Genomic DNA, 1,993 nt, shown 5'->3' with positions numbered 1-1,993 from the left:
CCGCCGGCCTCGCCGCCCTGCGCCGCTGGAAGGAGGCCCTGCCCGCCGGCAGCCTCCACGCCGACGTCGTCACCCACCTCTCCACCCCCGGCCGGCGCCTCGACGCCGGCCACGCGGTGAAGGCACTGCGCACCGCCCGCCGGGCCGGCGTGCCCGCGGTCCTCACCAACGCCGTGCGCTACGCGGGCCCGGACGGGGCCGCCACCGCCGACGTCCTCGACGCCGTGCGCGCCCTCAGCTCCCTCGACGCCGTCCACGACCTCCAGCCCAACGGCCAGGGCTGGCTCAAGCCCACCGCCGCCATGCACCGGGTCGCCCACGAGGTGGCGAGCGCCGCGGACGAGCACGCCGCCCCGCTGCTGGAGGCCACCCGCCGCCTCGCCGAGGCCTGCGTCCTCGACCCCGAGGCCGACCTCGGCTGGGGCGTGCCCCGCGTGCCCGAGGCCGCCGTCATCGGCATCGAGGGGCCTCCGGAGCGCGTGCTGCGCGAGCGCACCTACGCCGGCCTCGTCGCCCGCTACCCCCGCCTCCACGCCGGTGGCCGCCTCACCTCCGCCGCCGAGGCCCGCGACCTCGAAGCCCGGGCCGAGCACGAGCTGGGCATCATCACGCGCCTGGGCTTCTCCTCCTACTTCCTCACCGTCGCCGCCGTCGTGGACCTCATCGAGGGCATGGGCGTGCGCGTGGCCGCCCGCGGCTCCGGCGCGTCCTCCCTCGTCAACCACGCGCTGCGCATCTCGAACGTGGACCCCGTGGCCAACGGCCTGATCATGGAGCGCTTCCTCTCCGACGCCCGCTCCACCCTCCCGGACATCGACATCGACGTGGAGTCCGCCCGCCGCCACGAGATCTACCGGGCCGTCTTCGAGCGCTTCGGCGCCGAGCGCACCACCCTGATGAGCATGCAGAACGCCTACCGGGCCCGCGGCGCCGTCCGGGACGCCGGCCTGGCCCTCGGCATGCCCGAGCCCGAGGTGGACGGCATCGCCAAGCAGCTCTGGCGCTTCTCCGCCTCCAGCTTCCGGGAGGCGCTCGAGCGCATGCCCGAGCTCGGCGGGCTCTCCCGCCGCATCGAGTCCGGCCGCGCCGAGGGCAGCCGTCAGCTGGACCTGCTCGTGGACCTCACCGAGCGCCTCGACCGGCTGCCCCGCCACATCTCCATGCACCCCTGCGGCGTGATCCTGGGGGACGCCGCCCTGCTGCACCGCACCCCCGTCCAGCCCTCCGGGATGGGCCTGCCCATGAGCCAGTTCGACAAGCACGACATGGACCCCATGGGCTTCCTCAAGCTCGACATCCTCGGCGTGCGCATGCAGTCCGCCATCGCGTACACGCTCGCCGAGGTGGAGCGGACCACGGGGGAGCGGGTGGACCTCGAGCAGGTGCCCCTCGACGACCCGGCCACCTACGCGATGATCCGCACCACCCACACTCTCGGCTGCTTCCAGATCGAGTCCCCCGGCCAGCGCGAGCTCGTGGGCAAGCTCGCCCCCCGCGAGTTCAACGACCTCACGGTGGACATCTCCCTGTTCCGGCCCGGCCCCATGCAGTCGGACATGGTCCGGCCCTTCCTCGAGCAGCGGCACGGCTGGGCCCCCGCCCGCTACCCGCACCCGGACCTGCGCCCCGTCCTCGCCGAGACCCACGGGGTCACGGTCTTCCACGAGCAGGTGCTGCGGACCATGGACGTGATGACGGGCTGCGGGCTGGCCCGCGCCGACGAGCACCGCCGCCTCCTCGGCGGCCCGCAGGAGCACCGCGTGGAGGAGGCCTTCCGCGCCGGCGCCCTCGCCCGGGGCTACTCCCTGGACGTCATCGACGAGGTCTGGGCCACGCTGGCCGCCTTCGGCTCCTTCGGGTTCTGCAAGGCCCACGGCGCGGCCTTCGCCGTGCCCACCTACCACTCGGCCTGGCTCAAGACGCACCACCCCGAGGCGTTCATGGCCGCGATCCTGGAGCACGACCCCGGCATGTACCCGGCCCGCCTCATGGT

1 pseudogene is annotated in these 1,993 nt (G+C 74.5%); it reads left to right on the top strand.

The window, feature by feature from the left end:
* Positions 1–1,993: pseudogene (locus tag NWP10_RS11735) on the top strand (DNA polymerase III subunit alpha); the annotation flags it as partial.

This window comes from Micrococcus sp. HG099, assembly GCF_024723355.1.
In the GTDB taxonomy this organism is placed as follows: Bacteria; Actinomycetota; Actinomycetes; order Actinomycetales; family Micrococcaceae; genus Micrococcus; species Micrococcus endophyticus.
Note: the sequence above shows the minus strand (reverse complement) of the source record. Positions and strands in the feature narration are given on the sequence as shown.